The sequence below is a fragment of the Cupriavidus sp. 96C5-1 genome, from assembly GCF_057798855.1.
Map to the genome: position 1 here is coordinate 192,866 of NZ_JBYOJU010000007.1, position 24,151 is coordinate 217,016.

Annotated in this window: 34 protein-coding genes and 1 pseudogene; 18 read left to right on the plus strand and 17 right to left on the minus strand. The window is 65.5% G+C overall.

Annotation, left to right across the window (positions count from 1 at the left end):
• Positions 1-308: 308 nt before the first annotated feature.
• Together AC3FOF_RS11625 and AC3FOF_RS11630 are read right to left on the minus strand one after the other, a co-directional pair.
• Positions 309-530 (minus strand): hypothetical protein, encoded by a 222-nt coding sequence (locus AC3FOF_RS11625; protein ID WP_017227758.1) that lies wholly within the window; start codon positions 528-530, stop codon positions 309-311.
• A gap of 69 nt (positions 531-599) precedes the next feature.
• Positions 600-737: a hypothetical protein gene (locus tag AC3FOF_RS11630; protein ID WP_017227757.1), complete on the minus strand. Its 138-nt coding sequence runs from the start codon at positions 735-737 to the stop codon at positions 600-602.
• A 220-nt stretch (positions 738-957) separates the two neighbouring features.
• On the opposite strand from AC3FOF_RS11630, the gene AC3FOF_RS11635 reads away from it, so the two are divergent.
• Positions 958-1,227: a hypothetical protein gene (locus tag AC3FOF_RS11635; RefSeq protein WP_017227756.1), complete on the plus strand. Its 270-nt coding sequence runs from the start codon at positions 958-960 to the stop codon at positions 1,225-1,227.
• Between the two features lie 222 nt (positions 1,228-1,449).
• A complete protein-coding gene (locus tag AC3FOF_RS11640) occupies positions 1,450-1,692 on the plus strand; it encodes a hypothetical protein (RefSeq protein ID WP_017227755.1) in 243 nt (80 codons plus the stop codon).
• A gap of 28 nt (positions 1,693-1,720) precedes the next feature.
• Here AC3FOF_RS11640 and AC3FOF_RS11645 read toward each other — a convergent pair whose 3' ends face one another.
• Positions 1,721-1,921 (minus strand): hypothetical protein, encoded by a 201-nt coding sequence (locus AC3FOF_RS11645; protein ID WP_017227754.1) that lies wholly within the window; start codon positions 1,919-1,921, stop codon positions 1,721-1,723.
• Between the two features lie 583 nt (positions 1,922-2,504).
• Between AC3FOF_RS11645 and AC3FOF_RS11650 the strand changes: the two genes are divergently transcribed.
• From AC3FOF_RS11650 to AC3FOF_RS11660, 3 genes are all read left to right on the plus strand, one after another.
• A complete protein-coding gene (locus AC3FOF_RS11650; protein WP_346430287.1) occupies positions 2,505-2,666 on the plus strand; it encodes an isochorismatase in 162 nt (53 codons plus the stop codon).
• A gap of 74 nt (positions 2,667-2,740) precedes the next feature.
• Positions 2,741-2,962, plus strand: a complete 222-nt coding sequence (gene infA / locus AC3FOF_RS11655) for a translation initiation factor IF-1 (protein ID WP_006157957.1) — start codon at positions 2,741-2,743, stop codon at positions 2,960-2,962.
• Positions 2,963-3,053: 91 nt separating this feature from the next.
• Entirely contained in the window at positions 3,054-3,308 is a 255-nt protein-coding gene (locus AC3FOF_RS11660) for a hypothetical protein (protein WP_017227752.1), read from the plus strand.
• Between the two features lie 71 nt (positions 3,309-3,379).
• Here the strand turns inward: AC3FOF_RS11660 and AC3FOF_RS11665 are convergent, their stop codons facing one another.
• From AC3FOF_RS11665 to AC3FOF_RS11690, 6 genes are all read right to left on the minus strand, one after another.
• Positions 3,380-3,754: a hypothetical protein gene (locus tag AC3FOF_RS11665; protein ID WP_017227751.1), complete on the minus strand. Its 375-nt coding sequence runs from the start codon at positions 3,752-3,754 to the stop codon at positions 3,380-3,382.
• A 125-nt stretch (positions 3,755-3,879) separates the two neighbouring features.
• The gene (locus AC3FOF_RS11670) at positions 3,880-4,164 is read right to left on the minus strand and encodes a hypothetical protein (protein WP_017227750.1); all 285 of its coding nucleotides are present in this window, start codon (positions 4,162-4,164) and stop codon (positions 3,880-3,882) included.
• Positions 4,165-4,217: 53 nt separating this feature from the next.
• Entirely contained in the window at positions 4,218-4,541 is a 324-nt protein-coding gene (locus AC3FOF_RS11675; RefSeq protein WP_035812841.1) for a hypothetical protein, read from the minus strand.
• Between the two features lie 156 nt (positions 4,542-4,697).
• A complete protein-coding gene (locus AC3FOF_RS11680) occupies positions 4,698-4,982 on the minus strand; it encodes a hypothetical protein (protein ID WP_017227748.1) in 285 nt (94 codons plus the stop codon).
• A gap of 59 nt (positions 4,983-5,041) precedes the next feature.
• Positions 5,042-5,881, minus strand: a complete 840-nt coding sequence (locus AC3FOF_RS11685; RefSeq protein ID WP_488726653.1) for a S1 family peptidase — start codon at positions 5,879-5,881, stop codon at positions 5,042-5,044.
• A 94-nt stretch (positions 5,882-5,975) separates the two neighbouring features.
• Positions 5,976-6,179: a cold-shock protein gene (locus AC3FOF_RS11690; RefSeq protein WP_006157950.1), complete on the minus strand. Its 204-nt coding sequence runs from the start codon at positions 6,177-6,179 to the stop codon at positions 5,976-5,978.
• A 380-nt stretch (positions 6,180-6,559) separates the two neighbouring features.
• Between AC3FOF_RS11690 and AC3FOF_RS11695 the strand changes: the two genes are divergently transcribed.
• Both AC3FOF_RS11695 and AC3FOF_RS11700 read left to right on the plus strand, forming a co-directional pair.
• Positions 6,560-6,799 (plus strand): hypothetical protein, encoded by a 240-nt coding sequence (locus tag AC3FOF_RS11695; protein ID WP_017227746.1) that lies wholly within the window; start codon positions 6,560-6,562, stop codon positions 6,797-6,799.
• 238 nt (positions 6,800-7,037) lie between these two features.
• Complete coding sequence (locus tag AC3FOF_RS11700; protein WP_017227745.1) at positions 7,038-7,916, plus strand: lipid A biosynthesis lauroyl acyltransferase; 879 nt, start codon at positions 7,038-7,040, stop codon at positions 7,914-7,916.
• A 37-nt stretch (positions 7,917-7,953) separates the two neighbouring features.
• Here AC3FOF_RS11700 and AC3FOF_RS11705 read toward each other — a convergent pair whose 3' ends face one another.
• Positions 7,954-8,151: a hypothetical protein gene (locus tag AC3FOF_RS11705; RefSeq protein ID WP_017227744.1), complete on the minus strand. Its 198-nt coding sequence runs from the start codon at positions 8,149-8,151 to the stop codon at positions 7,954-7,956.
• A 176-nt stretch (positions 8,152-8,327) separates the two neighbouring features.
• Positions 8,328-8,957: pseudogene (locus AC3FOF_RS11710) on the minus strand (alpha/beta fold hydrolase); the annotation flags it as partial.
• A gap of 174 nt (positions 8,958-9,131) precedes the next feature.
• Here AC3FOF_RS11710 and AC3FOF_RS11715 point away from each other — a divergent pair.
• Positions 9,132-9,428: a hypothetical protein gene (locus tag AC3FOF_RS11715; protein WP_017227742.1), complete on the plus strand. Its 297-nt coding sequence runs from the start codon at positions 9,132-9,134 to the stop codon at positions 9,426-9,428.
• A gap of 260 nt (positions 9,429-9,688) precedes the next feature.
• On the opposite strand, the gene sodB is transcribed toward AC3FOF_RS11715, so the two are convergent.
• Together sodB and xseA are read right to left on the minus strand one after the other, a co-directional pair.
• A complete protein-coding gene (gene sodB / locus AC3FOF_RS11720; RefSeq protein WP_017227741.1) occupies positions 9,689-10,270 on the minus strand; it encodes a superoxide dismutase [Fe] in 582 nt (193 codons plus the stop codon).
• A gap of 153 nt (positions 10,271-10,423) precedes the next feature.
• The gene (gene xseA, locus AC3FOF_RS11725; RefSeq protein WP_488726654.1) at positions 10,424-11,809 is read right to left on the minus strand and encodes an exodeoxyribonuclease VII large subunit; all 1,386 of its coding nucleotides are present in this window, start codon (positions 11,807-11,809) and stop codon (positions 10,424-10,426) included.
• On the opposite strand from xseA, the gene AC3FOF_RS11730 reads away from it, so the two are divergent.
• From AC3FOF_RS11730 to AC3FOF_RS11765, 8 genes are all read left to right on the plus strand, one after another.
• Entirely contained in the window at positions 11,724-12,119 is a 396-nt protein-coding gene (locus tag AC3FOF_RS11730) for a hypothetical protein (RefSeq protein WP_276266727.1), read from the plus strand. The genes xseA and AC3FOF_RS11730 overlap by 86 nt on opposite strands.
• A 746-nt stretch (positions 12,120-12,865) precedes the next feature.
• Positions 12,866-13,486, plus strand: a complete 621-nt coding sequence (locus AC3FOF_RS11735; protein WP_017224055.1) for a MotA/TolQ/ExbB proton channel family protein — start codon at positions 12,866-12,868, stop codon at positions 13,484-13,486.
• Positions 13,487-13,492: 6 nt separating this feature from the next.
• On the plus strand, positions 13,493-13,921 hold the full coding sequence (locus tag AC3FOF_RS11740; RefSeq protein ID WP_488726655.1) for an ExbD/TolR family protein: 429 nt from the start codon (positions 13,493-13,495) through the stop codon (positions 13,919-13,921).
• Positions 13,922-14,109: 188 nt separating this feature from the next.
• Positions 14,110-15,219: a tetraacyldisaccharide 4'-kinase gene (gene lpxK, locus AC3FOF_RS11745; RefSeq protein ID WP_276266696.1), complete on the plus strand. Its 1,110-nt coding sequence runs from the start codon at positions 14,110-14,112 to the stop codon at positions 15,217-15,219.
• The gene (locus AC3FOF_RS11750) at positions 15,200-15,388 is read left to right on the plus strand and encodes a Trm112 family protein (protein WP_276266695.1); all 189 of its coding nucleotides are present in this window, start codon (positions 15,200-15,202) and stop codon (positions 15,386-15,388) included. The genes lpxK and AC3FOF_RS11750 overlap by 20 nt, the downstream gene beginning before the upstream one ends.
• A gap of 12 nt (positions 15,389-15,400) precedes the next feature.
• Positions 15,401-16,210, plus strand: a complete 810-nt coding sequence (kdsB, locus tag AC3FOF_RS11755; protein WP_276266694.1) for a 3-deoxy-manno-octulosonate cytidylyltransferase — start codon at positions 15,401-15,403, stop codon at positions 16,208-16,210.
• A gap of 358 nt (positions 16,211-16,568) precedes the next feature.
• Positions 16,569-17,234, plus strand: a complete 666-nt coding sequence (gene adk, locus AC3FOF_RS11760) for an adenylate kinase (RefSeq protein ID WP_017231383.1) — start codon at positions 16,569-16,571, stop codon at positions 17,232-17,234.
• A gap of 216 nt (positions 17,235-17,450) precedes the next feature.
• Positions 17,451-18,209: a 3-hydroxyacyl-CoA dehydrogenase gene (locus AC3FOF_RS11765; protein WP_276266693.1), complete on the plus strand. Its 759-nt coding sequence runs from the start codon at positions 17,451-17,453 to the stop codon at positions 18,207-18,209.
• 32 nt (positions 18,210-18,241) lie between these two features.
• On the opposite strand, the gene AC3FOF_RS11770 is transcribed toward AC3FOF_RS11765, so the two are convergent.
• On the minus strand, positions 18,242-19,084 hold the full coding sequence (locus AC3FOF_RS11770) for a helix-turn-helix transcriptional regulator (protein ID WP_276266692.1): 843 nt from the start codon (positions 19,082-19,084) through the stop codon (positions 18,242-18,244).
• 193 nt (positions 19,085-19,277) lie between these two features.
• On the opposite strand from AC3FOF_RS11770, the gene AC3FOF_RS11775 reads away from it, so the two are divergent.
• Entirely contained in the window at positions 19,278-20,036 is a 759-nt protein-coding gene (locus AC3FOF_RS11775; protein ID WP_488726656.1) for a class I SAM-dependent methyltransferase, read from the plus strand.
• A gap of 16 nt (positions 20,037-20,052) precedes the next feature.
• Here AC3FOF_RS11775 and AC3FOF_RS11780 read toward each other — a convergent pair whose 3' ends face one another.
• Positions 20,053-20,958, minus strand: coding sequence for a LysR family transcriptional regulator (locus AC3FOF_RS11780; RefSeq protein WP_017226386.1), 906 nt, complete (start codon positions 20,956-20,958; stop codon positions 20,053-20,055).
• Between the two features lie 95 nt (positions 20,959-21,053).
• On the opposite strand from AC3FOF_RS11780, the gene AC3FOF_RS11785 reads away from it, so the two are divergent.
• Complete coding sequence (locus AC3FOF_RS11785; RefSeq protein ID WP_017226387.1) at positions 21,054-22,082, plus strand: bile acid:sodium symporter family protein; 1,029 nt, start codon at positions 21,054-21,056, stop codon at positions 22,080-22,082.
• 65 nt (positions 22,083-22,147) lie between these two features.
• Here the strand turns inward: AC3FOF_RS11785 and AC3FOF_RS11790 are convergent, their stop codons facing one another.
• Positions 22,148-23,638 carry an N-acetylmuramoyl-L-alanine amidase gene (locus tag AC3FOF_RS11790; RefSeq protein ID WP_276266688.1) on the minus strand — a complete coding sequence of 497 codons (1,491 nt, stop codon included), beginning with the start codon at positions 23,636-23,638 and terminating at the stop codon, positions 22,148-22,150.
• A complete protein-coding gene (tsaE, locus tag AC3FOF_RS11795; RefSeq protein ID WP_488726657.1) occupies positions 23,632-24,144 on the minus strand; it encodes a tRNA (adenosine(37)-N6)-threonylcarbamoyltransferase complex ATPase subunit type 1 TsaE in 513 nt (170 codons plus the stop codon). Before tsaE ends, AC3FOF_RS11790 begins: the two co-directional genes overlap by 7 nt.
• Positions 24,145-24,151 lie beyond the last annotated feature (7 nt).

Sequence of the window (24,151 nt, forward strand, 5' to 3'; positions counted from 1 at the left end):
GGGGTAACCCAATGCACTATTGTCCCAGGCAGCCTGGTCAGCGGAAGGTGCCGGCCACACCCTGGAAGACGCACTTCCAGCAACCCGGCGAGAAGCGCCGGACCTCCCAGCCCGGCCAGTTCGACCCGCAGTCCGAGCAACCCGCCGATAAGAAATAGCGCACGGCGCGGCACGGCCCGTGCCGCAATGGCAACAGGCTTCGTGATCCCTGGCTCTTTCGCTTTTGGGGTTCTTCAGGCTGTTGGACCCGAACGGGTCCGCAGGATCGCACGATGGGCGGCGCATTGCCGCCTGGCGCCTGCTGGCCGCTAGGCCGCGCTGTATGCTTCGGCGCGGTCGTGCCCGGCCCAGGTAAGGCGCCATCCGGAGGTGGCCGTCTTTGCCACCAGTCCCGCATCCTGAAGCAACAGCAGATGATGGCTGAGTTTGGATGCATCGGCATTGCCCAGCGCCTTGGCCAGTTGAAGGTCGGACATCATGGCCTGGCTATCGGAGCGCAGCGCCAGCAGCACGCGGTCCGCGAAGGACATGTCACGCCTCATCTTGCGCTCCCGGTATGTCGACAGCAGCCATGGAATGCCGCGATGGAAACTCCCGGCTTACTTCTTCTTGCCCGCCGTACCGTCATTGCCGACGCGCGACTGCACAGCGCCGAACGGGGCCGCTGGCGCGACCGGTTTCTTCGGCTGCTTCGGTTTCTTGGCTTCGCGATTGCCGCGTAGTTGACCTTTGGCCATGGGAATGCTCCAGGAATGAATTGCTGCGTTGCTTGCCAGGCGGCAGAACCAGCATACGCGCTAACGCCGGCGTTCAGGGAATTATCGCGCGCGGGGACGGGGCCGGCACCACCGCGGCCGACGACGGCTGCACAAGGCGCTGCGGGCCGGCCCGCAGCCAGAAAGTAAATCGGACACCACCAGGCAAACAGCGTATGCTCATCGGGGAAAGGAGATCAACATGTCTCAAAATCATGCGATCTACAAGGGCTTCAAGGTATCGGCCAACGTACGCCGTTCGCCCGACGACAACCCCAACGCCGAACTCGCCCGGACCCGTTTCCTGGCCACCGTGACCATCACCCAGGTCAGTGGCGACAGCGGCTCGCTCAGGCTGGTGCCACCCCTGCTGCAACATATTGCGCAAACGCCGCACGATGCCATCGACCTTGCCGTGTCCTACGCCAGGACCGTCATCGATGACTTGTCCACCTTCGTCAAACGCAAGTAGTTCCGTTACGCCGCAGTCCTGCAGTCCAGCAATCCCTGATTAATCCGGTTACCCGCGATTGTTTCCGCAGTACGGTGCCAGCGCGCTTCAACTCCGTTTCATCGCGCACGGTTGCGCCTGTCTGTTCGCCCGGAATCACGGCCCACTTCCCGGCCACCCGGTGCCGGCCCGATGCAGGCACGTCCGGCAAGACTTCCTCACGAAAACATGCAGGAGACAAAGATGGAAAGACAGATCAAGAACAAGGCGGAACTGCGCGCGATGATTCGCGCGGAGCAGGAAAAATGGACGGAATGCAAGGGCGCCTGCTTCGGCGACATATGCTGGCACGCACCGGACGCCGACGGCTGCAACTGGAAGCTCTCCACCATGGAGGGCGGCGACAGCGCAGCCTGCGTGGAAAAAATCCTGCCCTTCACCCTGTCGCTGCGCGAGCGTTACAACATTCCCGGCGAGAGCAGATAGGACAGGCACATCGGAGACATCCGATCGTCTAATCGCAGAGGCGTTCGATGCGTGCCCTGGCGTTCTCCAGGGCATCCGCCATGGCCAGCGCGCGCGAGCCGAATGGGCTGCCCTGGTTCTCGAAAGAGCCGTGCTTGTCCAGCGTGTAGACCCAGTTCCAATGACCAAAGGTGCGCTGCGTCAACTCGATATTGACGTAGTGGCCCTTGTAGAAATAACTCTCCGCCATCGGTCACCTCGCACTGCTGCGGCCTGCCCGGCAGCGCCTCGCCGCAGCGGTACGGCAGCTGCGTTGCGGGCGAAACCTGACCTATCGTACGCCCAAATCCTGGCCGCCAGCGTCGATTGACGGAAAATGGTATCATTGCCGGTCTTGGCCGTTTGCCGACCCTCGCGTCGGCGCAAGCGTGCCGGCCGCCAAACATCATCAGAACATTACTGGCGGCCCGTCGGGCGTACACCCGATTCGTTCAGGGCGACAAACGCCCATCACCCTCCCGACCGGCGGCATGTCCGCTCCGTAACCTGTGCGCATGTACCTGGCGCATCAGCCTGCGCAAGCACGGTCCACTCATCACCAGCTGCCTTCCCCGCGCAACAGCGCAGGCCTGGATACCGCTGGGCAACGCAATCACGGCGACCGATCGCCCCAAGAGAGCACGCGGCGCCGCATGAGATGCGCTTAACGTTGCCTCGGATCGTCCGCCCGCACAAGGGCATTACTTTTGAAACAAAGCATCAATCGCAATAATCGCAGCAACCGCAGCAATCCGTACACAGTGTCGGTGTACCCGATACAACAAGAGCCAGGCGTGTGGTTTGCGACCTACCTGATCGCCGAATACAAGAATGGCTCCGAGTACATCGTCGCCAATGTTTCGCTGCGCCATGCCACGCATGGCACCGAAGCACAGGCCAAACAGGCCGCCCGGCGCGCGGCCGAGAGTGCCGCTGCCGGCATGCGCCTGCAATAAGGCCAGCCACACAATCGCACCCCGCATGCGCCTCAACCTACTGTGCAGCAGATCATGCTGCAAAAGGATCATCCTTGGCTAAAGAAGAACTGGTGGAATTTGGTGGACAGGTATCGGAAGTCCTGCCGGACAACCGCTTTCGCGTCATCCTGGAAAATGGTTTCCAGGTATGGGCGTACTCGTCCGGCCGCCTGAAGAAAAATCGTATCCGCATCCTGGCCGGCGATCGCGTTACGCTGGAAATGTCGCCCTATGACCTCACCAAGGGCCGCATCAACTACCGCCATAAATACTGATCGCGGACGTCCGGACCCACTGCCGCGCCGTCAGCCCAATGCAGCATTGACGCGCGGCTGCCTCCCCACCCCTCATACGAAAGGAAGAAACATGTCGATCAGCGAAGAATGGGAAGAGATGCACCTGACGCCGAGCGGCTGGGTAGGTGGCAGCTACCGCCACGAACCGGGGCCCGAGGTCATCGTGGAGCGGCCTGCCGACGAGGTGCTGACGGTACGACGGCATGTGGCCGCCACGTACTGCGGTCCGTCGCGCGCGACCGAGGACCGGACCCCGCAAACAGAAGACATGCTGTTGATCGAAACCCTGCTGGCTCGCTACGGCAATCCGGCGTTCGAGGTCTAGCCCCAAGCGGGATCACGACCGCACTGCCCGGGCGCATCCAGCGCCCGCGCACGGTGCCGGATCGCCGCGGCTCAGCCCGGAAAACGCATGCGCGGCATGCTGGCGCCGACGCGGGAGCCGACTGGCCGCAACTCACCCTCCCACGGCACCGCCCCCAGGTCCAGCACGAAATCCCCTTCGCCGGCCTTGTCATACAGATGGTCCCGGATCGCCTGCCCGATCGCCAGGCGGCACAGCGCCTCGCAGCTGTCGGCAAACTCGCCTGTCAATACCACCGCCCCTGCCTGCACGCCAAAGGAACGCCGCCCATCGCCGACAAAACTGGTGAAGCGGACGCCGCTCGGATGGCTGGAATCGAGAAAGCTGACAGCCACGTGGTAGGCAATGCCCTTGCCCTGCCCCGGCAGGGTGCAGAGGAAATTCGACGGTGCGGCGACCTTGTTCATGGGTTATGTGCTCGACAGGATTCGACTGGTGGGCCGGCGCGGCGGGCATGCATCGCCGGACCGCACGCGATGCGGCAAGCTCCGGCAGCACGACACAGCGTACCGGAACGGTGATGACACGCGTCTTACAGCGTCGTCACCGACTCCCCGGGAACAAGCCCATTGATGATGTCCTCACCGAATTTCACGGCTCCCCTGCGGGCCGTGCCGATATTCTCCCAAGGCGTGCTTTCCAGGCGGAACACGCGTGTCCGCTCGCTGCCGGGGCGATGGCCCTCGCGGCAGATGACGACCGAGGCATTGAAGCTGCGGTCCGGCTTGACGCGGGGCCAGGACTGCGCGGGCTGGATCCTGTAGACCAGGGGGTAGAGGTCGAATCCCTTGTAGCTGGCGGTAGGCGTGGTGTTCATGCAGTGCTCCATGCGGCTGAATGCCGCCGCTGCCCGGAGCCGGTTCGCGCAAGCTAGGTAGCCGTCAGGCGATCGACGACGATCACGATCGCCTTTCCTGGCTTGTCCTGCTTGCAATGGACGCCAAGGCGTTCGCGCAGAAACCGGTCGAGGCTGCGTTGTAGTTGATACAAGGCGCGCTGGTCCGCATGATTCAACTGCTCAGCGACTTCGTGCGCCATCTCGATTTCAAGTGCCCTATCGGACCAGGCGCGGCTTCTGGAATCCGGGATCTGCCAGTTGGCATTCACCACGCGCTGCCCGGCCAGCCAGATCCTGACATCCTGCCCGGTGATTTCGTCGAGGACCGGCTTAACGAAGGCGACGAGATCTATCATGATCCTGGCGGGCAAGACCGCTTGAGGGTCGCTGCGATCCGCGGCAAGACGGCCGCGGGCGGTCGCCTTGCCCCGCGGGGCGCAGCCCGGGACACGGCAGGAGAACCCGCCACGCCCATGCGATGCACCTGACCGCAGCCCATCTCTGGAACGGCATCAGAGCGATACGACGGACTGCCCGGGGATCGCGCCGTTGATGATGTCCTCGGCATAGCGCACCACGCCGCGGCGTGCGGCGCCAATGTTGTCCCACGGCGTGGCATCCAGGCGGAAGGTGCGAGCCTGCTCGCCTTCCGGCTCCCCGCCTTCGCGGCAGATCACCACCGCGGCATCGAAGGTCCGGTCCGGCCTGCGCTCGGGCCAGTTACGTACGACCGCATGTTTGTACACGAGGGGATATAAGTCGAACCCCTTGTAGCTGGCAATCGGGTTGGCGTCCATGATGCGCTCCACAGTTCCACGTTGCCCACTCTACTCCTATAGGCGCGGCGCCAGCGCCTTTATTTTGTCCGCAAGGGCGGCGTGGACGGCGCTGCCTCGGCCGGGGCAGCCGGGGCAGCCACGGACGCAGCGGCCCTGGGGGCGGAGGGAGCCGGTGCGGGCGCTGGCCCGGTCAAGGTAAGCAGCATGTCCGCATACCAGGCCGAGTTCAGCCCCAGCACCTCGTCTTCAGCCAGATCGCGCGAACCCACGTCGAAGCGCGCGGAATGGATGCCGAGCAGCAGCCATGGCAAGTCCAGCTTATCGCCCCTGCGCTCGCGCATGCGCATGACGACCGGCGCGCCGCTGGTGCCGCGATGGGTCCTGGCATCGGTCAGGAAAAATCCCTGGCCCTGGAAACGCAATCCGTAGGCGGACGCGACCACGGCCTGGCGCGCTACCGGCAGGTGATGCAGGGCATCATGGAAGCCCAGCGGAAAACCCACGATCAGCAGCGAATCGCCCACTTCGACCTGATCGGAAGGCTGCGCCAGATGCGCCGGCGTGAATGCCCGGTAGACCAGCTTTGGCGGCAACGCCTCACGCTTGATCTCCACCGCGGCGACATCGACCGCTCCCCCGCCGTCCTCCCCTTCGCGCCATACCGCAAGGCCATTCTGGTACAAGGGGATCGAAAAGCCGATCGAGTCGGCCATATTGTCCGGCTGGCTGTGAAGCTCGATCTCGATGCGGTCGGGGTGATGCTTGCTGGGCTCATCGAACACGACATGGCGGCTGGTCACCACGAACAGCCGGCCCTCGCGCTCAAAAAAGAACCCGCTAGCATTGGTAAGCGGCTGCCGGCCCTCGAACGAGGAAACCCGCACGGCGGCAAGTAGAATGGATTCGACCACAGGCATGATGGATTGGCGCACACGCGCGGCAATAACTCCCGGTCGGAATAAAAAAAGCCCCGCTAGGCGGGGCTTTTTTACGCGATTCGAATCGGCTCGATCAGATCGGCTCGATCTTGGTCGCTGCGGGGCCCTTTTGGCCAACGCCTGCGACGTAACGCACTTTCTGGCCTTCTTGCAGCGACTTGAAACCGCCGCCTTGAATTTCCGAGAAATGCGCGAACAGGTCGTTGCCGCCTGCGTCAGGGGTGATGAAGCCGAAGCCCTTGGAGTCGTTGAACCACTTGACGGTACCGGTTTCCATGTTGGATATCCTTTAAACCTTAAAAGTTCTGGATGAGCCTGATGCTCACCAGGCATGACGATCAAGGAAGGAACATGGAGCCAATTAAGTCGCCGCTTGGAGGGGACGACCCATAACATCTGAGTAACCGCTTGAAAGATCCTGCACTGATGGTTATACAGGTCAGGAGATGGCATGTCAACGCGCAGGCAAAAAAAGTGCGTGATACATGGCGGGCGGCTCCCTTTGCCGACAGGCTCCGGCGCGCCGGGCGCCTTGTCCACCGCAATCGCCGCGGCGCACGCTGGCTTGGCGCCGCCATGCGTGCGATACCGGCGATACTGCAGTTTGCTGCAACATGAACGTGCTACAGTCACCCACCTCCCGCCGCCGGATTCCGCATGTCGCCTTGCCCAGCCTGCCTCGCCATCGAAACCAACCGGAGTGGTGCGCCAGGCCATACCTTGCTCAGGATCACCGATACGCAGCGGATCAAGGTGCCGCGCCAGCCCGCCATGACCGTCAGCACCTTCGTCTGCCAGGACTGCGGCACTGGCTGGATTTACCGGGACGAGAAAAACACCGATACGCAGGGCTGGCAACCCGCCCCGCAAACTGCGCTGGCCGCGGATCCGCAATGATGTCGGTTCCTGCCGCCGTTCCCACTCCCGCATGAACGCGGCGCAGTAGCGCCACTCCCAGCAAGCCAGCCGATGCGCGCGCGCCAGCCAGCGCGCGCACGGGATTGTCCCGCGATCCACGCCACCATCGCCATCGGCTGCCGCACCTCGTCCATGAGACCGCGCCGCACGCACTTTCGCCGGCGCACATGGTGACGGTGATGCGAAGCGCCCAGGCAGCAACTCTTTCAGGAACCGGATGATGCAGCGCATCGGTCTACTCTTCACCACCAGCCTGCTGCGCTTGCTCGCTGCCCTGCCGTACAGCCTGTGCGCACGCATCGGCATGGGCATGGGCGCCCTGCTCTATCGCATCCCCAGCAAGCGCCGCCGCATCGTGCAGACCAATCTGCGGCTGTGCTTTCCCGAGAAGAGCGAAGCGCACAGGCATGCGTTGGGCGAAGCGCACTTCAGCCATGTCATACGTAGCTATCTGGAGCGCGGCGTGCAATGGTTCGGCGACGCCGGCAAGCTGAACCGGCTGGTGGAACTGGATAGCGCCATCGAACTCGGCAAGGCCGATGCCGGCCCCACCATTTTCCTGGGATTCCACTTCGTGGCGATCGAAGCCGGCTGCATGTTCTATTCGATCAGGCATCCGGTGGCTTCGCTTTACTCAAAGATGTCGAACCCCTTGCTCGAACAACTCGCCAGGCAACAACGCGGCAGGTTCGGCACCGAGATGATCGCCCGCAACGGCAGCGTGCGGCAGGCGCTGCGCGCGCTCAAGGCTGGCACGCCGCTGATGCTTGCCGCCGACATGGACTTTGGCTTGCGCGATTCCGTGTTCGTCCCGTTCTTCAACGTGCAGGCCTGCACGCTGACCTCGGTGTCGCGCCTGGCCGCGCTCAGCGGTGCGCGCGTGGTGCCGTTCACCACCTCGGTCCTGCCAGGCTACCGCGGCTACAAGCTGAAGATTTTCGACGCGCTGGCGGGCTATCCCTCCGGCGACGAGAAGGCCGACGCGCTGCGCATGAACGCGTTCCTGGAAACGCAGGTCCGTGCGATGCCAGAGCAATACTACTGGGTGCATCGCCGCTTCAAGCATCGCCCCGAGGGCGAGGCACCCGTTTATTGAGTGAGTGCATTGAGGCGAGACGCCGCCCGCGCGGCGCTCAGTCCTCGTAGTTGCCATCCAGCCCCACGCGGTAGAGCGTGGCGCCCACCTTCTCCAGCAGCGCACGCGCCGCGTCGGAAAACGTCTCGCTGGCAAGCAGCGCGGCCAGGCCGGCCACGGCGTCGTCCACCGACAGTTCGACGGTCTCGTCGGTGGCAATGCGCTCGAAGGTGCTGATCACTACGGTCGGATCCATCAAGATTCCCCTGCAAAAAAGTCGGTTTATGCGGCCAGGCCTCATGCCTGGCACGGCAAGCAGCGCGAATGGTAGCACCAGCGCCTTGCCTGCCGGGGAATGGCGAAGCGTGCCCGGAGCATGGCCGGCGCCGGCAAGCCCTGGCCCCGGCTATCCTCCAACGCCGCCGGCGGCTGTCAGCGGCCCGCCGGCAATGCTGCCAGGCCGTCCAGCAATGCCTTGTGAAAAGCCTGCGGATCCTGGATCTGGGGAGCATGCCCAAGCTCGGGAAACTCGACCAGCTTCGCGTCAGGCAGCGTCTTCGCGGTCAGCTTCCCCAGCACGGCATAGTTGCCGACCCTGGCACGCACCTCGGGCGGTGCGGCATCCTTGGCGATCGCCGTGATGTCCTTGTCGCCGATCAGCAGCAAGGTCGGCGTCTTCAGCGCGCCCAGCTCATACACCACGGGCTGCGTAAAGATCATGTCGTAGATCAGCGCCGAGTTCCATGCGACCTGCGGCTTGCCCGGGCCCCGGTTCAGCCCGGCCAGCATCTGCACCCAGCGCTCGTACTCGGGGCGCCAGGTGCCGACATAGTAGGTTGCCCGCTCGTAGCTGCGAATCTTGTCGGCGCTGGTAGCCAGTTCCCGCGCGTACCACTGATCGACGGACAGCGAAGGCACGCCCTTCGCCTTCCAGTCCTCCAGACCGATCGGGTTGACCAGCGCGAGCTGCGCCGTCTGCTGCGGGTACATCAGCGCATAGCGCATCGCCAGCATGCCGCCCGTCGAGTGGCCGATCACCGTGGCCTGGCCGACGCCGATGGACATCCGGCTGCCGGGACGGCCACCCGAGCCCCATGGAAAATATCCGAAAGTCATAAGCCTAATAACGAAAGTATTGTTTTTGCGGCGCACAAGCCAGCCCTGCAAACCTATACTCAATCCAGTCTTTTACTGGCCCGGGGGAACCAATAACCACCTGAATAAAGGAGGTGGAAAATGCTGAAGAAAATTGCACTGCTCGCGATGACAGGGGCCGCACTCGGCGCAGCAGTGGCTTATGCCGGCAACGGCACGCGGGATGTTTACTCGGATGGCGCCAACACGCTGGCGCCGCGCGATGTCTATACCGATGGAGGGAAAGCAACGAAGTTCGATGTCTACACCGACGGCGCGAAATCATCGAAGTTCGACGTCTTTACCGATGGCGCCAAGTCATCGAAGTTCGACGTCTTCACGGATGGTGCACGGGTCACGGACCGGCGCGATGCGTTCACCGATGGCGGGCATCTCTAAGGAAGCAATGGGCAGTTGACAGGATGGACAAGCGGGAGAGGCATCCAGCCCTCATCCGGCTTCGCCGAAGTCGTCAGCACCGGGCGACGCCCATCCGGGACGGAAAGCCTTGGTGCAGCTACGCAAACCCAAGCGATCCAGCACAAAAAACAAAAAGGGCCTCAAGGCCCTTTTTGTTTTAAAGCTTTTCTATCTGGAAAGACCGGCCGTTTCAAACTTTAATGTTTGTTCGAGCCTTGATTCTCCCCGGCAGCGCGAATTCAGGCTGCGAAGTTCTTGCCGGCGAAGTCCCAGTTCACCACATTCCAGAATGCCTCGACATACTTCGGACGGGCATTGCGGTAGTCGATGTAGTAGGCATGTTCCCACACGTCGCAGGTCAGCAGCGGCTTGGCGTCGGTGGTCAGCGGGGTGGCGGCGTTGGAGGTCGAGACCAGGTCCAGCGAACCATCGGCCTTCTTCACCAGCCAGGCCCAGCCCGAACCGAAGGTGCCGACAGCGGTCTTGGTGAACTCTTCCTTGAACTTGTCGAAGGAGCCCCACTTGGCGTTGATGGCATCGGCCAGTGCGCCGGTCGGCTGGCCACCGCCGTTGGGCTTCAGCGAATCCCAGTAGAAAGTGTGGTTCCACACCTGCGCGGCGTTGTTGAAGATGCCGCCGGAGGACTTCTTGACGATTTCTTCGAGCGTCGAGTTTTCGAACTCGGTGCCCTTGATCAGGTTGTTCAGGTTGGTGACGTAGGTCTGGTGATGCTTGTCATGATGGAACTCCAGGGTCTCCTTGGAGATGTGCGGAGCGAGCGCATCGTGAGCGTAGGGCAGCGGGGGGAGAGTATGTTCCATTGTTCTGTCTCTGTCTGTGGGGTTGAAGATCAGGAATTGTCGATTGTAGGGGACTTGCCAGACCCGTGCAAACGCGGGAAATAAAGCCCCCTCGATCATATTAGTTTGATCGATATGCGAGCGCTGCGGGCAAGCCGCCGGCGCCAGCAGCGCTTACAGCTCCGCCAGCCGCGGCTGCACGCTGGCAATGCCGGCGTCGGCCACGCCCTCGGCCAGGTGGACCTCGATCACGGACCCCACGCGCAGTTCGGCCGGCGAGCGCAGGGCGCGTCCGCGCTGGTCCAGCAGCACGGCGTAGCCCCGCTCCAGGGTGCGCTGCGGCGCCAGCAGTTCGAGGGATCCGGCGGCACGCTGCCAGCGCTGGCTGGCACGCTCGTGCTGGCGCTGCGTGGCGTCGCGCAGGCGCAGCGCAGTGCGGCGCAGCTCGGCCTGGGCCAGCGCCAGGTCGGGGCGTCCGGCCGCCCAGCGCATTGCCAGCACCTGCTGCCGGTGACGCTGGGCGGCCACGGTATCGCGCAGCGCGGAACGCAGGTGCCGCATCAGGTTGTCGACCTGCAGGCGGCGCTCCTGCAACTGCGCCTGCGGGCTGCGCAGCCGGCGGGCCAGCCAGTCGACGTTCTGCGCGTACCGGTCGAGCTGGCGCTGCATGCACTGGGCCAGCGCGTCGCGCGCGCGGCCCGCCTGCAGCAGCATATGCGCCCGGTCCGGGCTGACCAGTTCGGCCGCGCCGGTAGGCGTGGGCGCACGCACGTCGGCGACGAAATCGGCGATGGTGAAGTCGGTCTCATGGCCGACCCCGGATACCACGGGTACGGCGCAACGCGCGATCGCCTGCGCCACGCTCTCCTCGTTGAACGACCACAGGTCCTCGATGCTGCCACCGCCGCGGCACAGGATCAGCACATCGCACTCGTTGCGCTCGCTGGCGGTATCGATCATCGCGGCGATCCTGGCCGCGGCGCCTGCGCCCTGGACGGGTACCGGGTAAACCACCACCGGCACGTGCGGCGCACGCCGGCGCAAGGTGCTGAGCACGTCACGCAGAGCCGCGGCCTGCAGGGAAGTGACCACGCCGATGGCGCGCGCATGGGCGGGCACCGGACGCTTGCGCTCGGGCGCGAACAGGCCGGCCTGGGCCAGCTTTTCCTTCAGGCGCAGGAAGGCCTCGTACAGGTTCCCCAGGCCAGCGCGGCGCATGGCCTCCACGCCCAGTTGCAGTTCGCCGCGCGCTTCGTACATCGACACCAGCGCCCGGACCTCGACCGCCTCGCCCTCGCGCGGCGCGAAGTCGACATGCTGGTTACGGCCGCGGAACATCACGCAGCGGATCTGGGCGCGCGCATCCTTCAGGGAGAAATACCAGTGACCACTGGCGGCACGGGTGAAATTGGAGATCTCGCCACGGACCCAGGTCAGCGGGAAGCTGCGTTCCAGCACCTGGGAAATGGCGTGATTGAGTTCGCCCACCGGGATCGCCTCGCGCGTTCCGGATGGCGCCACAGACTGGGATTCACGCGAAAAATTCAGCGGTTCTGACATGGAGCACGGCCGCGCAAGCGGCGTGAAATGGACATGTCCACAGCATAACCCGTCTGTCAAGCCTCTTGGCCCCGACGGGCCGGTCAACCCGCAATGCCGCATGAATGAATACAAGCCTTTGATTCTTATGCCCTTTCCGCTGTCTTATTTTTTAGGCAATGTAAGCAAACCCCTTATGCGTCAACGACTTACCGGACGCGCCCCCGGCTTGTTCACAAAGTTATCCACAGGAACTCTGGACAACCTGGGGCGGAACGCCCAACCTGTGGATGACTTCGCCGCGCCACCGAGCGACAGTGCAAAAGGCTGAGAAAAGAGAGGTGAACGCCTCCCCGGCCACCTCCGGGTTCAACCCGGCCGGGCGGCGGCCGCAAACCGCGGGCAAACGGGCGAAATGCGTTCCCTGCCCGCTTTTTAGGCAGGGGTAATCCATCGTTGTCCAATCAATGACTTAGCTCTCTTCTCAGCCAGTTGTCCACAACCCGTCCACAAGACTGTCCCGGCGGAATGTGGAAAGCGGGAGACATTGCTGAAATTCATCGCCCGCGCGGCCCGGAAAGCGCTTGCAAGGCCCATCTGGCCCATTCTGCACATTATTTGAGCAGAGCCAATATCACCATTACAAATCAACGACTTAGCACGCATTCCAGAGGCCTGTCCACAACCACTCCACAGCACTGTCCTGTTTTAATGTGGACATCACGGGGGCCGGAATCTACCGGTTTGCGCCCGAGCGGAAGCTGTCCGCATCACTCCCGGACTGCCCATTTTTTAAGCGCAATGAAAATTACCATTCAAAATCAATGACTTGATCCCTTTGCCAGGCGTCTGTCCACACTTCATCCACAGCACTGTCCCTGTTCCATGTGGACATCCCGCCAGATCGGGGCAAAAAGGCGTGGCCGGGTACCGATGCGCGGCGGACACACCTGGGGCTTGCGTCTTGCCGCGCCCGGTGCTGCGGGTTAGAGTGGCGCCTGATTTTTTCAAACATGGCCAGCGCGCGCACGGCCGCCGCTGCTGGCATGCAGACAAGCCGTCGAATCGGGGTTTCACGTGTTTTCCATCATTCAAGCGGCCGGCTGGCCGATCTGGCCCTTGTTGCTGGCCTCGGTCATCGCCCTGGCGCTGATCGTCGAACGCTTCACGAGCCTCAAGCGCAGCAAGGTGCTGCCGCCCAAGCTCTATGACGAAGCCCTGTCGGTGGCGCAGCAGCGCCGTGCCACGCCGGAGGTGGTCAATACGCTGGAGCAGAATTCCCCGCTGGGCCGCGTGCTGGCCGCCAGCCTGCGCCATGTGGCGCTGCAGCCGCAGACCTCGCGCGATGCCGCCAAGGAAGTGGTGGAAGAAGCCGGCCGCGCCGTGGCGCACGAGCTCGAACGCTACCTGAACGCCCTCGGCACGATCGCCTCGGTGGCGCCGCTGATGGGGCTCCTGGGCACCGTGATCGGCATGATCGAGATCTTCGGCAGCCAGGGCGGCGCAGGCGCCAACCCGGAACAGCTGGCCCACGGCATTTCCGTGGCGCTCTATAACACTGCCTTCGGCCTGATCATCGCGATTCCGGCACTGATCTTCTGGCGTTACTTCCGCCGCCGCGTGGACGATTACGTGGCGGAGCTGGAATTCCGCGCCACTGCCTTCCTGGACGCCATCCTGCCGCAGCGCCGCGCCTGACCCGCCATGCAATTCCGATCCCGCCAGCGGCGTGAAGAACCGGAGATCAACCTCATCCCGTTGATCGACGTCCTGCTCGTGATCCTGATCTTCCTGATGATCACGACCACGTATTCGCGCTATACCGAGCTGCAGATCCAGTTGCCGACCGCCGACGCCGAGAAGGCGCAGCAACGCCCGGGCGAGATCGTGGTGTCGGTGTCCGCCAAGGGGGTTTACTCGGTCAACAAGCAGGTCATGGAGCAGCAGGACGTGACCAGCCTGGCCGTGCGGCTGCGCGAGGTGGCCGGCCACGCCGGCAGCCAGCCGCCGGTGCTGATCGTGAACGCCGATGCACAAGCCACGCACCAGTCCGTGATCAATGTGATGGAAGCCGCCCGCCTGGCCGGGCTGCCGCGCCTGACCTTCGCCACGCAAAGCACGCAGGCTCGCTGAGCGGGGCGCGACCCATCCGCGCGCTATCCTTGCACGGCTCGCCGCGACTTGCAGCGGGCGCCGCAAGATGCCCATAATGAACGGATGGCAGGCCGTCGGTGCCCCGCCGCGCGGCCGTCACGCTATCTCCGGCTCGCCCCCAGCCATTCCCAACGCAACCTTACCGCCCAGCCCAGCCAACCTCGCCCATGCCCGCTCCCCGTCATGCCCTCGCCGACTTCGTGACCGCCCAGTGGCAGCGCCGCGGCTGGTTCGCCTGGCTGCTGCTGCCCCTGTCGTGGGTATTCGGCCTGGTCAGCGGCTGGCGGCGCCTGGCGTACCAGCGTGGCTGGTACCGCTCGACACGCTTGCCCATGCCGGTGGTGGTGGTCGGCAATGTGACCGTGGGTGGCACCGGCAAGACCCCGGCGGTGATCGCGCTGGCCCATGCCCTGGCCGAAGCCGGCCTGCGCCCGGGCGTGGTCTCGCGTGGCTATGGCGTCAAGCTCAAGCATCCGCGCCGGGTCAAGCCCACCTCCAAGGCCAGCGATGTCGGCGACGAACCGCTGCTGATCGCACGCGCGGCCGACGTGCCGGTCTGGGTCTTTCCCGACCGCGCGCTGTGCGCCCAGACCATGCTGGTATCGCACCCGGGCGTCAATGTGCTGCTGCTCGACGATGGCTTGCAGCACTACCGGCTGCAACGCGACTTCGAGATCGTGATGTTCGATTCGCGCATGGGAGGCAATGGCTTCCTGCTGCCGGCGGGTCCGCTGCGCGAACCGCTCTCGCGCCGGCGCGACGCGACGCTGATCAATGACCCGGACTTCCGCGCCAACCCGGGCCAGCCCGACGTGTATGGCATGCGCCTGGTACTGGACGAGGCCTGGCAACTGGCCGACCCGACCATGGCAAAGCCCGTATCCGCCTTCGCCGGGCAGCGCGTGCTGGCCGCCGCCGGCATCGGCAACCCCGAGCGCTTCTTCGCCAGCCTGCGCGCGGTGGGACTCGCGCCCGACACCATGCCGCTACCGGACCATTACGACTTCGCCGAAGACCCCTTCGCCGGCGATCCCGTGGCGCGCGCCGCCGACGCCATCCTGATCACCGAGAAGGATGCCGTAAAATGCGAGCGCCTCAGTGACCCGCTGGACCCGCGGATCTGGGTCGTCCCCACCACGCCCGTGATCGACGCGGGCCTGATCGAAAAAATTCGCCGCGCGGTCGCCGCGCATGCCCGATCCGCGCCCGGCGCGGCGGGCGCCGCGGCCGCCGCCGGCCACATCAAGGAAACGCAAGATGGACAACCGGCTGCTTGAAATCCTGGTCTGCCCGCTGTGCAAGGGCAAGCTGGAACACGACCGCGCCGCCCAGGAACTGATCTGCCATACCGACAAGCTGGCCTATCCGATCCGCGACGGCATTCCCATCATGCTCGCCGATGAAGCGCGCCAGACCGTGGCGGGCCGGCTGATCACGCCGGAATAAGCGGTACGCATCATGTCGCTGCCCGCCTTTACCGTCGTCATCCCCGCGCGCCTGGCCTCGACCCGGCTGCCCAACAAGCCGCTGGCCGATATCGGCGGCAAACCCATGATCGTGCGCGTTGCCGAGCGGGCCCACGCCTCGTCCGCACAGCGCACGGTGGTCGCCACCGATGCGCCGGAAGTGGCGTCGGCCTGCGCGGCACATGGCATCGAGGCCGTGCTCACGCGCGCCGACCATCCCTCCGGCACCGACCGCCTGGCCGAGGTGGCCACGCTGCTGGCCTTGCCCGACGATGCCATCGTCGTCAATGTGCAGGGCGACGAGCCGTTGATCGAACCAGGCCTGATCGACGAGGTAGCGCTGCACCTGGCGCGCCATGCCGACTGCGCCATTGCCACCGCCGCCCATCCGATCGGCGATATCGCCGAGGTGTTCAATCCCAATGTGGTGAAGGTGGTGTGCGACGCCGCCGGGCGCGCACTGTATTTCTCCCGCGCGCCGATCCCCTGGGCGCGCGACGCCTGGGCCGGCGTGCCCGCCGCCGCGGCCGCCACCGCCCAGGTCGCATTGCCGCCCATGCCGGTGTTGCGCCACATCGGCTTGTACGCCTACCGCGCCGCCTTCCTGCGCCGTTTCCCGACGCTGGCGGCTGCCCCGCTGGAGCAGACCGAGGCGCTGGAGCAATTGCGCGCGATGTGGCATGGCGAGCGGATCGGCGTGCTGGAGACGGCCGCCGCTCCCGCGCCGGGCGTCGATACGCAAGCGGACCTGGATCGGGTACGCGCGTTGTGGGCGCAGGCCATGGCGCAGGAAGGGCCCTGACATCACCCCGGCACGGCTGTGCCGGGTAGCGCTTCCGGCACAGGCAGGGACATAAGTCATGACAGATGTCAGCGCAGCGGCAAGCCGAAATCGCGCTGCATCATGGCATAATGCTCGACGATACAGAGCCGTCGGACGCCCGGGCGCCCGGCCAAGGCTCGGTGGGGAGATGAAAAGTGAGCCCGTTCGGTACCCGCCCGCCGCCAGCGGCAGTGGCTTAGGCGTGCCGACCGTCAACAGACCAGACTCCGATCCGGGGCGCGCCGTCACTACGGCGCGGTAAGCCTCGCGTCAAGTTTCGGCGTTACCCTCCTTCCATTCTCCCGCCATACCAGATTCAAAACTCTGAGGACCCGTAATGCGTTTGATCCTGTTGGGCGCACCTGGCGCCGGCAAAGGCACGCAAGCCAAGTTCATCTGCGAGAAGTTCGGCATCCCGCAAATCTCCACCGGCGACATGCTGCGCGCAGCGGTCAAGGCAGGCACGCCGCTCGGCGTGGCCGCCAAGAAGGTGATGGACGCGGGCGGGCTGGTGTCGGACGACATCATCATCGGCCTGGTCAAGGACCGCCTGAAAGACGCCGACTGCAAGAATGGCTACCTGTTCGACGGCTTCCCGCGCACCATTCCGCAGGCCGAGGCCATGAAGGAAGCCGGCGTGGCGATCGACTACGTACTGGAGATCGACGTGCCGTTCGACGCCATCATCGAACGCATGAGCGGCCGCCGCGTGCATGTGGCATCGGGCCGTACCTATCACGTCAAGTACAACCCGCCGAAGACCGAAGGCCTGGACGACGAAACCGGCGAAACGCTGATCCAGCGCGACGACGACAAGGAAGAAACCGTCAAGAAACGCCTGGATGTGTATTCCCAGCAGACCCGTCCGCTGGTGGACTACTACTCCGGTTGGGCCGCGGAAGGCGACGCCTCGGCCAAGGTTGCGCCGCCGCAGTACCGCAAGATCGCGGGCGTTGGCAGCGTGGACGATATCACCGCGCGCGTCTTCGACGCACTGAAGTAAGCCGCGCGAGCCGCAGGGCTTGCAGCACACAAAAAAGCGACCTGCGGGTCGCTTTTTGTTTTCCGGCACCGGAGAATTTTGCAGCCGCGCGGATTGACGTTTACGTAAACGTTATGCCAACATCCCGTTCACGACAGCGGCGGCAGCGATGGCGGCAATAGCGGTAGCTGCGGCGGCAACAACGCAAGAACCACAAACGCAAGCGAGGAAGACAACATGGAAATCCGCGACAACGTATTCATCGTCACCGGTGGCGCATCCGGGCTCGGCGAGGGCAGTGCCCGCATGCTGGCCGCAGCCGGCGGCAAGGTGGTGATCGCCGATCTCAACGAGACCGCTGGCCATGCGCTGGCCGAGGAACTGGGCGGGCGCTTCGTCCGCTGCGACGTCAGCGCCGAGGCGGACGGCCAGGCGGTCGTGGCCGCCGCCACCGCGCTGGGCCGCCTGGCCGGACTGGTGAACTGCGCGGGCATCGCCACCGCCAGCAAGACCGTCGGCAAGAATGGCCCGCACCCGCTCGACGCCTTCGACAAGACCATCCGTGTCAACCTGATCGGCACCTTCAACATGATCCGGCTCGCCGCCGCGGCCATGGTGCAGAACGCACCCGATGCCGAGGGCGAGCGCGGCGTGATCATCAATACGGCCTCGGTGGCGGCCTTCGACGGCCAGATCGGGCAGGCGGCCTACGCGGCGTCCAAGGGCGGCGTGGTTGCCATGACCCTGGCCATCGCCCGCGACCTGGCGCGCGACGGCGTGCGCTGCATGACGATCGCGCCGGGCATTTTCGAAACTCCGATGCTGCTGGGCATGCCGCAAGAGGTGCAGGACGCACTTGGCAAGATGGTGCCGTTCCCGTCGCGCCTTGGCCGGCCCGCCGAGTACGCGAAGATGGTCGCCGCCATCATCGGCAACACCATGCTCAACGGCGAGGTGATCCGCCTCGACGGCGCCATCCGCATGCAGCCGAAGTAAGGCCCCCCTGACGCGCTCCCGCCGGCCAGTCCTCAGGCCGGCATCAGCATCACCAGCGTCAGTCCCGGCGCGGCAGCCGGTACCAGCGTGAGCTGCTCGAAATGCAGCAGCCCGTGCAGCGGATGGCGAAAGCCGCGGCGGCCACCCTGCCGCTCCTCCACATCCTGCGAGAGCCAGTCGGCGCGAAACGCCGGGCTCTCGGCAAGCAGGCCCTCCACCAGCGCCCGCGTCGGCGGGTCTTCGGCATGGCGGATACTGTGGGCGCGGAATTCCGCCACCAGGCGTGCCGCCCGGTGCGGCCAGTCTTCCACCAGCGCCTGCAACGGCTGCGACAGGAACATGCTGCGCAGCAGGTTGCGCTCGCCGCTGGCGGGATCCAGCCAGCCCACGAACAGCCCGGCGGCAGCCGCATTCCATGCCAGCGCGTTCCACTGCCGGTCCAGCAGGTAGGCCGGGCCTTTGATGGCCTCCACGCTGGCCATGACCGTGGCAGGTACGTGTCCGTCCTGCGCCTGCATGGGGTCGCGCCGGCCCGCCAGCTCGAAGAGGTAGGCCCGCTCGGCGCGCGACAGCCGCAGGGCGCCGGCGAGGCTGGCCAGCGCGCGCGCCGACAGCGCCACCGGCCTGCCCTGCTCCAGCCACGTGACCCAGGTAGCGCTGAGACCAGCCAGTTGCGCCAGTTCCTCGCGCCGCAAACCCGGCGTGCGGCGCCGGCGCCCCGGCGCCAGTCCGACTTCGGCCGGCGCCAGGCGCTCGCGGTGCGCGCGCAGGAAACGGCCGAGCACGGCTTCGCGCGCCAGCTCGCGCGGGTTAGCGGTGCCGGGCGACGCAAGCGGCGAAGCGGGTGGTTCGGATGGAAGGGCGTGGTCGCGCATGAGGGCAGGCGGGTGTCGAAACTAGTGCGTTTTATACCAGGATAAATCCCTGACTTGTACCGGGAAAACAGCCTGCTACAGTACGTCGAACCCGTCCCGCGGGCAAGTCCCCGGGCCCCGCAGGTGGTCCCGCGAACCCTACTATTTCATTCACTAGAATTCACCAGCGGCCTCTCGCCGCCAGGAGAGCCTCATGCAACAGCAAGAACTCGTTGCCGCCCAGTTCGGCGCCACTGCCAGCGCCTACCTCACCAGCGCCGTCCATGCCCAGGGCGCCGACCTGCAGCAGCTTGCGCAGGAACTGGCCGCCCTGCCCGCGGCACGGGTGCTCGACCTCGGTTGCGGCGCCGGCCACGCCAGCTTTGCCGCCGCAGGCGTTGCGGCCGAAGTGACGGCTTACGATCTGTCGGCGGAAATGCTGTCGGTGGTGGAGACGGCGGCGCGCGCCAAGGGTCTGGTCAATATCCGCACCCGCCAGGGTGCGGCGGAATCGCTGCCCTTCGACGATGCCAGCTTCGATGCCGTGATCTCGCGCATGAGCGCCCACCACTGGCGCAACGTGCCGGCGGCGCTGGAGGAGATGCACCGTGTGCTCAAGCCGGGCGGCAAGATCGTGCTGATCGATATCGCGGGCGCGCAGGACCCGCTGCTCGACACCTGGCTGCAATCGGTGGAACTGCTGCGCGACCCTTCCCATATCCGTGATTACACCGGACCGGAATGGCAAGCCATGCTGGAGACGGCGGGTTTCAGCGCGAGCGTCTCGCCGGTCTGGCGCATCGAAATCGAATTTGCCAGCTGGGTCCAGCGCATGCGTACGCCGGCAGTGGCGGTGGCCGCCATCCAGCACCTGTGGCAGGTGGCGCCGGCCGAAGTACGCGACCACTACCTGGTCAAGGACGACGGCAGCTTTGCGCTGGAAGCACTGATGCTGACGGCAACGCGCACCTGAGCCCGGCGGCGGCGGCTTACGGCATGGCCGGCTCGGCCGGCAGCGGCAAGCCCCGCACCATCTGCCAGACTGCCGCAGCCGAAGGCGACAAGGAGCGGTCTTCCCGGCACACCATGACGATGCGGCGCTCTTCGCGCGGTATCAACGGCCGCCAGACCAGCGGCGACGCCGCCGGGAGCGGCAGCGAAAACGAAGGCAGCACCGAGGCGCCGATGCCGGCCTCGACCATGCCGAACACACTGGCCGAATGCCCCAGCGACTGCACCACGCTGGGCGACACGCCGTGACTAGCGAAGATGCGATCGATCAGCGGCCGGCTGCCGGAGGCAAGATCCAGCAACACTAGCGGCATCCCATCCAGCGCGGACCAGGGCACCGGGCCGGTGCCGGCCAAAGGGTGATCCCGCCGGCACACAAAACAAAAAGGATCGGTGGCCAGCGGCACGATGGTCAGGCCCTCGTGCGCCAGCGGGTCGATCAGCACGCCGAAATCCACCGCCCCGGCGCGGATCTGCTCCAGCCCGTCCGCCTGCACGTTGTCGCGCACGGTGAGCCGGATGTCCGGATACTGACGCGCGCAGGCGGCAACATAGAGCGGCATCAGGCGCGCGGAAATCGTGGGGGCGCTGGCGATCACCACGCGCCCGCGATAGCGTTCGCCGAGCTGGCGCGTTTCCTCCAGCGTGTCGTCCAGCTGGCCGAGCAGGCGCTCGATCGCCGGCGCCAGCGCCTGGCCCGCTTCGGTCACCACCACTTCCCGCGTGGTGCGGTCGAGCAGACGTACGCCAAGTGCTTCTTCAAGCTCTGCCACGCCACGGCTGACCGCGGGCTGCGTCAGGCCAACGGCATCCGCCGCGCGGCTGAAGCTGCCATGCCCGACCACGGCCAGGAAAACACGCAACTGGCGCAGGGTGTAATTCATGCGTTTAGGAAATGAATGGATGCGATAAATGAATTTGCATTCTAGGCTTCGGTGCAGTCCAATACTAGGCAAAATCCGCATCCAGGCTCGCCCTCATGTCCGCCATCCTCTCACCGTTCAAGAAAATCTACGACCTGATCGACGGGTTCGTATTGATCATGCTCGCCGCCATCGGCATCGCGCTGCTGGCGCCCGAAATCGGCGCCGGCGACGGGCCGCTGCACCTGGGCATGGTCACCAACCTGGGCGTAGCGCTGGTCTTCTTCCTGCACGGCGCCGCGCTGTCGCGCGACAAGCTGGTGGCCGGCGCGCGCCACTGGCGCCTGCATACCTTCGTCCAGAGCTTCACCTATATCGTCTTCCCGGTGGTCGGGCTGGCGCTGATGTTCGGCCTGCGCAAGGTCCTGCCGGCCGAACTGCTGCTGGGCGTGTTCTACCTGTGCGCCCTGCCCTCGACGGTGTCCTCATCGGTGGCGATGACCTCGATGGCGCGCGGCAATGTGCCCGGCGCCATCTTCAACGCCACCATCTCCGGCCTGATCGGCATGGCGGTGACGCCGCTGCTGATCGGCCTGGTCATCAGCGCCAGCGGCGCTTCGATGCCGCTGGGCAAGGCCCTGACCGGCGTTGCGCTGCAATTGCTGCTGCCGTTCGCGCTGGGCCAGCTGGCCCGCCCGCTGATCGGCAGCTGGCTGGCCGGGAAGAAGCAGATCACCAACAAGATCGACCGCGGCGTGATCGTGCTGATCGTTTATTCCTCTTTCTGCGATGCGACCGCGGCCGGGCTGTGGCACAAGTACAGCTGGGAGACCATCGGCGCCGTGATGGTACTGGCGGCCGTGCTGCTGCTGGTGATCCTGGCCACCACCACCTTCGCCGCGCGCCGCATGGGCTTCTCGGTGGAAGACGAGATCACCGCGGTGTTCTGCGGCTCCAAGAAGAGCCTGGCCAATGGCATCCCGATGGCCAAGATCCTGTTCGCCGGCCATCCGGCGCTGGGCCTGCTGGTGCTGCCGCTGATGGTCTACCACCAGTTGCAGCTGATCGTGTGCTCGGTGATCGCCTCGCGCTACGCCAGCCGCGACGCGCTGCCCGGCGGCGCCACGGCACGCGCACAAGCGTGATGCCACGCTAGCACAGCATGAAAACGGCCGGCAAAATGCCGGCCGTTCTGTTTTCCCCGCGCCGCCTACACCGACGGATTCTTCGACAGCGGCGGATTGCGCGCGAAGTAGTTCCTGATGCCGCGCAGGATGGCGTTGGCCAGCTGGTCCTGGTGGGATTCGTCGTTGAGCTTGCGCTCCTCTTCCGGATTGCTGATGAACGCGGTCTCGACCAGGATGGACGGAATATCCGGCGCCTTCAGCACGGCGAAGCCGGCCTGTTCCACGCTGCCCTTGTGCAGCCGGTTGACGCCGCCGATCTCCGCCAGCACCGCCTTGCCCACCTGCAGGCTGTCGTTGATCTGCGCGGTGGTGGAGAGGTCCAGCAGTACGCGCGCCACCTGCGCATCCTTGTTGCCCATATTGGCGCCGCCGATCAGGTCGGAAGCGTTTTCCTTGTTGGCCATCCAGCGCGCCGCGCTGCTCGATGCGCCGCGCTCGGACAGCGCGAAGACCGAGGCGCCCTTGGCTTCCGGCGACAGGAAGGCATCGGCGTGGATCGACACGAACAGGTCCGCCTGCACGCGGCGTGCCTTCTGCACGCGCACATTGAGCGGCACGAAGAAATCCGCGTCGCGCGTCATCATGGCCCGCATATTGGGCTGGGCATCGATCTTGGCACGCAGCCGCTGCGCGATCTGCAGCACCACGTCTTTCTCGCGCGAGCCGGCTGCGCCGGTGGCGCCGGGATCCTCGCCGCCATGGCCGGGATCGATCGCCACGGTCAGCAGGCGGCGCATCTTGAAGGGACGGTCCGACGGCGGGTTGTTGGCCGGCAGGGCCGGCGGCGGATTGTTCTGCGCCAGGGGCGGCGTGGCCGAAGGCGCCGGCGGCCTGGGCCGGGTGGCGGCCATCGGCGGCAAGGCCGGCACTGGATTGGGGCCCTTGTCTTCGAACTTGCGCACCAGCGCGCCGATGGCGTCTTCCTCGCCCGTGGCGGGCGCGCCGGACACGCCGTCGGCACCGGCCGGCGCCGGGGCAGCGGCAAAGCGGCGCTGCTTGTCCTCGGTATCGCGCACCAGCTTCCACAGCGGGTCGGGCGGGTTGACCGGGTAAAGGTCGAATACCAGGCGGTTGCGGTAGCTGCCGATCGGCGCCAGCGTGAACACCTGCGGCGAGACGTCTTCCTTCAGGTCGAACACCAGCCGCACCACGCGCGGGCGGTTCTGGCCCACGCGCACGGTCTGGATATAGGGGTCGTTCGAGGTGATCTTGGCCACCAGCTCGCGCAAGGTGGGCGAGAGGTCGAGGCCATCGATGTCCACCACCAGCCGGTCGGGGCCGTGGACCATCTGGTGGACGGCGGCCAGCGGCTCATCGGATTCGATGGTGACGCGGGTGTATTCCTCGGCGGGCCAGACCCGTACCGCGACGATGCCGGCGCCAAAGGCGATTTGCGGTCCCGCCAGCGTGAGCACCACGGTGCCGGCGCCGGCCTTGAGGCACTGCCCCAGCCATTTGCGGCGGGCCAGCTGGATTTGGTCGGGTCGGTCGGTGGCGAGTCGCTTGATCAGCATGCGCAAAGCAGGGTAAGTCCAGTCTGAGTATAGGCACGAAGCGTAACGATTCGGCGTTCAGCAGCATCGTCGGCGTCGCTTGTGTCCGATTGGAGCAACAGGTGAAGGTCCGGTTCCCCAAGCAGGTGCCCGGCTTTCTCCGGCCATTCGACCAGATTGAAAGCGGGCTCGGCAAAACAATCGCGGAAACCGGCATCGACCCACTCCTCCGGATCGGCGAAACGGTACAGGTCGAAGTGATAGGCGGTCAGCGGCGAACCGTCCGCGCGCGTGACCGAATAGGGCTCGCACAGCGTGTAGGTAGGGCTGCGCACCTTGCCGGCGTGGCCGAGCGCGCGCAGGATCGCGCGCGACAGCGTGGTCTTGCCGGCACCGAGGTCGCCCGAGAGCTGCAGGTGCACCGTCCGGGGCGGCAGGTTGCGCACGACGCCGGCCAGGGCGGCGCCAAGCCTGGCGGTGGCCGCTTCGTCGGGCAGGTTCAATGTGCGTTCTTCGAGCAGGGGCATTGCGTAC

Excerpts from the sequence above, each read along its gene's own strand:
- AC3FOF_RS11635 (WP_017227756.1), top strand. The coding sequence starts at position 958 with ATGTCTCAAAATCATGCGATCTACAAGGGCTTCAAGGTATCGGCCAAC.
- AC3FOF_RS11670 (WP_017227750.1), bottom strand. The coding sequence starts at position 4,164 with ATGAACACCACGCCTACCGCCAGCTACAAGGGATTCGACCTCTACCCC.
- lpxK (WP_276266696.1), top strand. The coding sequence starts at position 14,110 with ATGCCCGCTCCCCGTCATGCCCTCGCCGACTTCGTGACCGCCCAGTGG.
- AC3FOF_RS11750 (WP_276266695.1), top strand. The coding sequence starts at position 15,200 with ATGGACAACCGGCTGCTTGAAATCCTGGTCTGCCCGCTGTGCAAGGGC.
- AC3FOF_RS11765 (WP_276266693.1), top strand. The coding sequence starts at position 17,451 with ATGGAAATCCGCGACAACGTATTCATCGTCACCGGTGGCGCATCCGGG.
- AC3FOF_RS11660 (WP_017227752.1), top strand. The coding sequence starts at position 3,054 with ATGTCGATCAGCGAAGAATGGGAAGAGATGCACCTGACGCCGAGCGGC.
- adk (WP_017231383.1), top strand. The coding sequence starts at position 16,569 with ATGCGTTTGATCCTGTTGGGCGCACCTGGCGCCGGCAAAGGCACGCAA.
- tsaE (WP_488726657.1), bottom strand. The coding sequence starts at position 24,144 with ATGCCCCTGCTCGAAGAACGCACATTGAACCTGCCCGACGAAGCGGCC.
- AC3FOF_RS11705 (WP_017227744.1), bottom strand. The coding sequence starts at position 8,151 with ATGGATCCGACCGTAGTGATCAGCACCTTCGAGCGCATTGCCACCGAC.
- xseA (WP_488726654.1), bottom strand. The coding sequence starts at position 11,809 with ATGTCAGAACCGCTGAATTTTTCGCGTGAATCCCAGTCTGTGGCGCCA.
- AC3FOF_RS11780 (WP_017226386.1), bottom strand. The coding sequence starts at position 20,958 with ATGAATTACACCCTGCGCCAGTTGCGTGTTTTCCTGGCCGTGGTCGGG.
- AC3FOF_RS11790 (WP_276266688.1), bottom strand. The coding sequence starts at position 23,638 with ATGCTGATCAAGCGACTCGCCACCGACCGACCCGACCAAATCCAGCTG.
- AC3FOF_RS11685 (WP_488726653.1), bottom strand. The coding sequence starts at position 5,881 with ATGCCTGTGGTCGAATCCATTCTACTTGCCGCCGTGCGGGTTTCCTCG.
- AC3FOF_RS11690 (WP_006157950.1), bottom strand. The coding sequence starts at position 6,179 with ATGGAAACCGGTACCGTCAAGTGGTTCAACGACTCCAAGGGCTTCGGC.
- AC3FOF_RS11695 (WP_017227746.1), top strand. The coding sequence starts at position 6,560 with ATGTCGCCTTGCCCAGCCTGCCTCGCCATCGAAACCAACCGGAGTGGT.
- AC3FOF_RS11740 (WP_488726655.1), top strand. The coding sequence starts at position 13,493 with ATGCAATTCCGATCCCGCCAGCGGCGTGAAGAACCGGAGATCAACCTC.
- AC3FOF_RS11680 (WP_017227748.1), bottom strand. The coding sequence starts at position 4,982 with ATGGACGCCAACCCGATTGCCAGCTACAAGGGGTTCGACTTATATCCC.
- AC3FOF_RS11645 (WP_017227754.1), bottom strand. The coding sequence starts at position 1,921 with ATGGCGGAGAGTTATTTCTACAAGGGCCACTACGTCAATATCGAGTTG.
- AC3FOF_RS11785 (WP_017226387.1), top strand. The coding sequence starts at position 21,054 with ATGTCCGCCATCCTCTCACCGTTCAAGAAAATCTACGACCTGATCGAC.
- AC3FOF_RS11640 (WP_017227755.1), top strand. The coding sequence starts at position 1,450 with ATGGAAAGACAGATCAAGAACAAGGCGGAACTGCGCGCGATGATTCGC.
- AC3FOF_RS11625 (WP_017227758.1), bottom strand. The coding sequence starts at position 530 with ATGTCCTTCGCGGACCGCGTGCTGCTGGCGCTGCGCTCCGATAGCCAG.
- AC3FOF_RS11700 (WP_017227745.1), top strand. The coding sequence starts at position 7,038 with ATGATGCAGCGCATCGGTCTACTCTTCACCACCAGCCTGCTGCGCTTG.
- AC3FOF_RS11630 (WP_017227757.1), bottom strand. The coding sequence starts at position 737 with ATGGCCAAAGGTCAACTACGCGGCAATCGCGAAGCCAAGAAACCGAAG.
- AC3FOF_RS11775 (WP_488726656.1), top strand. The coding sequence starts at position 19,278 with ATGCAACAGCAAGAACTCGTTGCCGCCCAGTTCGGCGCCACTGCCAGC.
- AC3FOF_RS11715 (WP_017227742.1), top strand. The coding sequence starts at position 9,132 with ATGCTGAAGAAAATTGCACTGCTCGCGATGACAGGGGCCGCACTCGGC.
- AC3FOF_RS11665 (WP_017227751.1), bottom strand. The coding sequence starts at position 3,754 with ATGAACAAGGTCGCCGCACCGTCGAATTTCCTCTGCACCCTGCCGGGG.
- AC3FOF_RS11675 (WP_035812841.1), bottom strand. The coding sequence starts at position 4,541 with ATGATAGATCTCGTCGCCTTCGTTAAGCCGGTCCTCGACGAAATCACC.
- kdsB (WP_276266694.1), top strand. The coding sequence starts at position 15,401 with ATGTCGCTGCCCGCCTTTACCGTCGTCATCCCCGCGCGCCTGGCCTCG.
- AC3FOF_RS11770 (WP_276266692.1), bottom strand. The coding sequence starts at position 19,084 with ATGCGCGACCACGCCCTTCCATCCGAACCACCCGCTTCGCCGCTTGCG.
- sodB (WP_017227741.1), bottom strand. The coding sequence starts at position 10,270 with ATGGAACATACTCTCCCCCCGCTGCCCTACGCTCACGATGCGCTCGCT.